The organism is Robinsoniella sp., from assembly GCF_034124845.1.
The window spans coordinates 1-5,160 of record NZ_JAWYAJ010000351.1 but is presented as its reverse complement, the minus strand read 5'-3'; the positions used below and the strand labels follow the sequence as shown (position 1 = coordinate 5,160).

Annotated in this window: 7 protein-coding genes; 5 read left to right on the top strand and 2 right to left on the bottom strand. The window is 41.5% G+C overall.

The window, feature by feature from the left end; genetic code table 11:
- From ACH2DQ_RS17605 to rsfS, 4 genes are all read left to right on the top strand, one after another.
- Positions 1-205, top strand: a 205-nt coding sequence (locus tag ACH2DQ_RS17605; RefSeq protein ID WP_395027662.1) for a YhbY family RNA-binding protein, incomplete at its 5' end; no start/stop codon positions are given.
- A 166-nt stretch (positions 206-371) separates the two neighbouring features.
- On the top strand, positions 372-1,007 hold the full coding sequence (nadD, locus tag ACH2DQ_RS17600) for a nicotinate-nucleotide adenylyltransferase (protein WP_394911221.1): 636 nt from the start codon (positions 372-374) through the stop codon (positions 1,005-1,007).
- Entirely contained in the window at positions 1,000-1,590 is a 591-nt protein-coding gene (gene yqeK, locus ACH2DQ_RS17595; protein WP_395027659.1) for a bis(5'-nucleosyl)-tetraphosphatase (symmetrical) YqeK, read from the top strand. The genes nadD and yqeK overlap by 8 nt, the downstream gene beginning before the upstream one ends.
- A gap of 39 nt (positions 1,591-1,629) precedes the next feature.
- Complete coding sequence (gene rsfS, locus ACH2DQ_RS17590) at positions 1,630-1,962, top strand: ribosome silencing factor (protein ID WP_394911451.1); 333 nt, start codon at positions 1,630-1,632, stop codon at positions 1,960-1,962.
- 69 nt (positions 1,963-2,031) lie between these two features.
- On the opposite strand, the gene ACH2DQ_RS17585 is transcribed toward rsfS, so the two are convergent.
- Positions 2,032-3,420, bottom strand: coding sequence for a histidine kinase dimerization/phospho-acceptor domain-containing protein (locus ACH2DQ_RS17585; protein ID WP_394911223.1), 1,389 nt, complete (start codon positions 3,418-3,420; stop codon positions 2,032-2,034).
- Positions 3,413-4,099, bottom strand: coding sequence for a response regulator transcription factor (locus ACH2DQ_RS17580; protein ID WP_394911452.1), 687 nt, complete (start codon positions 4,097-4,099; stop codon positions 3,413-3,415). The genes ACH2DQ_RS17585 and ACH2DQ_RS17580 overlap by 8 nt, the downstream gene beginning before the upstream one ends.
- 325 nt (positions 4,100-4,424) lie before the next feature.
- On the opposite strand from ACH2DQ_RS17580, the gene ACH2DQ_RS17575 reads away from it, so the two are divergent.
- Positions 4,425-5,138 (top strand): ABC transporter ATP-binding protein, encoded by a 714-nt coding sequence (locus tag ACH2DQ_RS17575; RefSeq protein ID WP_394911453.1) that lies wholly within the window; start codon positions 4,425-4,427, stop codon positions 5,136-5,138.
- The last annotated feature ends 22 nt before the right edge of the window (positions 5,139-5,160 follow it).

The following is a 5,160-nucleotide window of genomic DNA, read 5'->3' as shown; positions in this document are numbered from 1 at the left end:
AAACACCCAGGCAATCAAAGAAGCCCTGGAAGCAAGAGAGTTAATTAAAATTAATGTCCTTCAGAACTGTATGGATGATCCAAAAGAACTGGCATCTATGGTGGCGGAGCGTACCCGTTCCCAGGTAGTTCAGGTAATCGGTAAGAAAATTGTACTTTATAAAGAAGGAAAAGACGAGAAGAAAAAGATTCAACTTCCTTTATAAAAGCGGGGATCCAAAGTATGGAACGCTTTTGTTCCATACTTTCTATTGAAGCAGTACCGCAGACCTGTCTGCGGTATGCAGGGGTATAAGTTTGAAAGAAAATCACTTTCAAACTACTTATTAAGGAATAGCACAAGCCGGCTTGCGCTATTCAGGGGGTATAATAATGGAACAGCGACGTAAAAAAGTTGGTATCATGGGCGGAACTTTTGATCCGATTCATATTGGACATCTGATTCTGGGTGAAAATGCATATCTGCAGTTTGATCTGGATCATGTGCTGTTTATGCCCTCGGGAAATCCTCCTCACAAGCAGGAGCGCCAGGGGCGGGCAACCACGGCACAGCGGGTGGCAATGGTTTCCCAGGCTGTCAGCAGTAATCCGCATTTCGAACTATCTATGGCAGAGACACATGACGAAGGCTATACCTATACCAGAGAGACATTAAGCCGTCTGGTGCAGGAAAACCCGGATACAGATTACTATTTTATTATGGGAGCCGATTCCTTGTTTACTTTTGAAACATGGAAAGAACCGGAGGATATTTGCCGTCTCTGTACACTGGTGGTAGCGGTGAGAGACCATGTAAAACCGGATAAACTGAACCGTCAGATTGATCATTTAAAAGAGCTTTTTCAGGCTAAAATAGAAAAACTGGATACTCCGAATATTGATATTTCATCCGGTACGATCCGGGAATGGATCTGCAGGGGGAAATCAATTAAGTATTATGTCCCTGACGATGTAATACATTATATTGAAGAGCATTGCATGTATCAGGAGTGTGAAGAAAATGAGTGAATTCAATATTTTAAAAATGCAGGAGAAGCTGAAAAAATATCTGGATGAAGATCGTTTTACCCATACCCAGGGCGTTATGTATACCAGTGCCGCACTGGCAATGCGTTATGGGGAGGATGTGAGAAAGGCACAGGCAGCAGGACTTCTGCATGATTGTGCGAAGTGCATTCCCAATGAGAAAAAGATCAGCATCTGCGAGAAAAACGGGATTCCAATCTCGGATGCAGAACGGATCAATCCTTTTTTACTTCATGCAAAAGCAGGAGCGCAGATCGCAAAAGACAAGTATAAGATAACAGATCCGGATATTTTAAATGCCATTGCTAGTCATACTACAGGCAGACCAGGGATGTCTCTTCTGGAGAAAATCGTCTATATAGCAGATTATATAGAACCCTGGAGGTTCAAAGCCCAGAATCTGGAACTGTCCAGAAAACTGGCATTTTCAGACATTGATGAAGCTCTGTATATTATATTAAGGGATACCCTTTCGTATCTGAGATCTACAAAAAATGCGCTGGATCCAATGACGGCGAGAGCTTTTGAGTATTATAGAGAAGTGAATAAAAAAAGCAGTTTATGAGACAGGAGGGAAATTAAATTGGAAAACAAGTCAAAACAAATGGCTAAAATAGCCTGTGCCGCTTTAGAAGAAAAGAAGGCAGAGGATTTAAAGGTTATCAATATTGAAGAAGTATCCGTATTGGCTGATTATTTTATCATCACAAGCGGAACGAATAAAAACCAGGTGCAGGCGTTGGTAGACAACGTAGAGGAAGCCCTGGGGAAAGCCGGATATCATGCAAAGCAGGTAGAAGGCTACCAGACAGCAAACTGGATTCTGCTGGATTACGGCGATATTATCATTCATGTATTTGATTCCGAGAACCGTCTGTTCTACGATCTGGAGAGAATCTGGAGAGATGGTAAAAGTATTTCGGTAGAAGAGTTATAAAATAAAACACACCCCTGTATGGTTTTTGTGCCGCCTTTGGCATAAAATACATACAGGGGTGTTCTTTATTTATTCAGGTGAGGAACTTTTTTGTATGACCGGAAGTTTGATTCTGCTGATAAACCAGACCCCGTCTTTGTAGCATTCGAAAAATCCGCCGTGAATGTGCATGATCCGCTCGCATGTTTTAATGCCGATTCCGGTACTTTCATGGGCGGACAGATCTTCTGCGATTCGATTATGAAATTCTAATAAAAAATATCCGTCTTTCTCTTTGGACATGACGTGGAGCGGGTAGCCGGCATCTGCATACTTATGAATATTGGATAAAATATTATCCAGAGTTCTCTGTACATACTCGATATCCAGACAGCATTCGCTTTTAAGAGAATCCAGATCAAACTCTGACTGAATTTTAAATCCTTCGCTTTCCAGTGTGAACAGCTGGTCATCCGACAGACCGGTGATTAGATTCATGGTAGGGATCAGTTCCTTCTGATATGCCTCTTCCCCACGTTCCGATACCAGGAAATATTCAAATAACTTATCTGACAATTGTTTGATCTTGTAAGCTTTATTTTTAATATGTCCCAGAAAGTTTTGGAGCTGCTCCTGGTTTTGATATCTGCCAAGGATCAGCAATTCCACATATCCAATCAGGGATGTGAGGGGGGTGCGCAGGTCGTGGGACATGGCGGTAATCAGTTTTTGATGGGCTTCTTTCACCGCCTGCTCATTTTCATCCCGTTCAATAATAGATTCCCGCATCTGGTTAATTCCCACAGCCAGGCGGTAAAGCTCGTCACAGCCATTTTCCCGGACTTTATAGTGCAGATCACCTCCTTCTAATATTTCCAGGTCTTCTGCCAGCTTATTGATATACTGGATCTTCCGGTGAATGAAAAACAGGAAAAGCACCAGGAAAATCACGAAGCAGAAAAACAGGGTGGCATAGTACAGAACCACGTAGTATTTAACATAAAAGTAACAGTAAACCTGGGTGTCCAGTGTAATCTGATCCGTAAATGTAATCTTGTACAGGGTAATCGCTGTTTCTTCCGGAACAGGTTCTGCGTAACTGTTTTTAATATATTGGTTCAGGTAATCTTCCAGGCTGTCACCTTCTGTTGGCACCGTTCCGAAATCCGAATTGAAAATTTCATAATCTTTATAGAAAAAGGAGACGGAAGTATTATTCTGTTCTTTCATCCATTTATGAACCTTTGAGATTTCTTTGGAGGTTATCTGGTTTTCCGTAACAAAATTCTGAAGTTCCTGAACGAAATCTTCTTCCACGCTTTTGATATAAGATGGTGACATGAAAGTTTTATCCAGGAGATAGTATCCAAAGTCTGACAGCGGTTCATATGCCAGATAAGCGATCAGCAGGGAAATGGTAACGGCAAGCACCAGTTCTCTTGCTAATTTCTTCGAAAAAAGATTTTTGATTTTAGACAATGCGATAACCCCTTCCCCAAACATTTTGAATATAGTGCGGATTCTGTATATCATCCTCCAGCTTTTTTCTCAGGTTACGGATATGGACTGCAACGGTATTGCTGGAAAAAGAATAGTATGGCTCTTTCCAGACACTCTCGTATATATTCTGTGCTGAAAAAATCTTCTTCCTGTGAGTGGCCAGGAGAGCCAGAATCTGATATTCCAGGTCTGTCAAAGTAATTTCTTTCCCGGATTTTGTTACCCGTCTGGCATCCATGTCGATTTCTATGTCCTGGAGATAGATATGCCCCAGACTTTGGGTATCCTGTCCCATATAGATGCAGTATCTGCGGATTAACGCCTTGACTCTGGAGAGCAGTTCCGTATACGAAAAAGGTTTCACCAGATAATCATCTGCGCCTGCTGAAAAACCGATCACAATATCTTCTTCTTTTGACTTTGCGGTGAGAAACAGTATCGGTACTGTGTGTTCCTTGCGGATCTCATTACAGGCAATAATACCCGAACATCCAGGCATCATGACATCTAATATAATTAATACGATGGAACTCTCCATCATCTCGATTGCTTCATTTCCATTTGCAGCTTCTATAACCTGATAGCCTTCCCCTTCTAATAAAATTCGGATAACTTCCCGGATTTCAGCATCATCATCTGCTATCATAATTTTTTGCATTTTGTTCATTTGTTCCCTCCTAAGTTACAGGATACCAATGTCGGTATAACTCCCGTCGAAAATAACCGAATTTTATAACGGCCTGATTACCGATACATTCTGTTCTTTCGTTTGCGTTATTCTTGTGCACTGGCACCCGAAGTAATGTTATTGTACCATGAAATCAGTATTACGAGTATCCAAACTTTCCAATCTTCATATTTCTTCATTAAATCTACTGTTATTTCTTAAAATTTTGATGATATTCTTAGAATCAAAATTAGGAGTAAGGTAGGAGGACGTGTCAGTATTGCAGGATGACTGCGAAATGGCACCTGGCATAATAATGGAAGAAATTATCAGAGTTACAAATATCCGTAAGCAATACATCGTAGGAAATGAAAAGGTAGTTGCGCTTAAGAAAATTAACCTCTCTATAAAAAAAGGAGAGATCTGCTGTATTTTTGGTACATCCGGTTCCGGAAAAAGTACCCTTTTGAACCATCTTGCGGGATTTGAAAAACCCACAAAAGGTGAAATCTTCATTAAAAATACATCCATTACAAAATTAAGTGAAAAGAACATGGCCGCATTTCGCCAGATGCATATCGGGTTTATATTTCAGGCATATAATTTACTGCCCAATTTAACAGCGCTGGAAAATGTAGCCCTCCCCCTGGTATTTCGGGGGATAGAGATGGATAAGCGGATGCACAGAGCCATGCAGCTGCTGAAGAAGGTAGGACTTGGCAAAAGGGGTGCACATTATCCCTCTCAAATGTCCGGCGGACAGCAGCAGCGTGTGGGCATTGCCAGAGCATTTGTCACCCATCCGGAAGTCATATTTGCCGATGAACCCACGGGTAACCTGGATACAAAAACGACGGCAGAGGTCATGAATATGATTATTGCCATGGCTCATAAATACAATCAGACCATTGTGCTGGTTACCCATGATCCGGAGATGGCAAAGTATGCAGACCGGATTGTAACATTAATTGATGGAGACATCGTAAATGACACGGCAGTTTCGAAAAATCCAGGCATATTAAATGCTTAAGGGAAAAAGGCGGTTCGCTAAG

Excerpts from the sequence above, each read along its gene's own strand:
- rsfS (WP_394911451.1), top strand. The coding sequence starts at position 1,630 with ATGGCTAAAATAGCCTGTGCCGCTTTAGAAGAAAAGAAGGCAGAGGAT.
- yqeK (WP_395027659.1), top strand. The coding sequence starts at position 1,000 with ATGAGTGAATTCAATATTTTAAAAATGCAGGAGAAGCTGAAAAAATAT.
- ACH2DQ_RS17580 (WP_394911452.1), bottom strand. The coding sequence starts at position 4,099 with ATGCAAAAAATTATGATAGCAGATGATGATGCTGAAATCCGGGAAGTT.
- nadD (WP_394911221.1), top strand. The coding sequence starts at position 372 with ATGGAACAGCGACGTAAAAAAGTTGGTATCATGGGCGGAACTTTTGAT.
- ACH2DQ_RS17575 (WP_394911453.1), top strand. The coding sequence starts at position 4,425 with ATGGAAGAAATTATCAGAGTTACAAATATCCGTAAGCAATACATCGTA.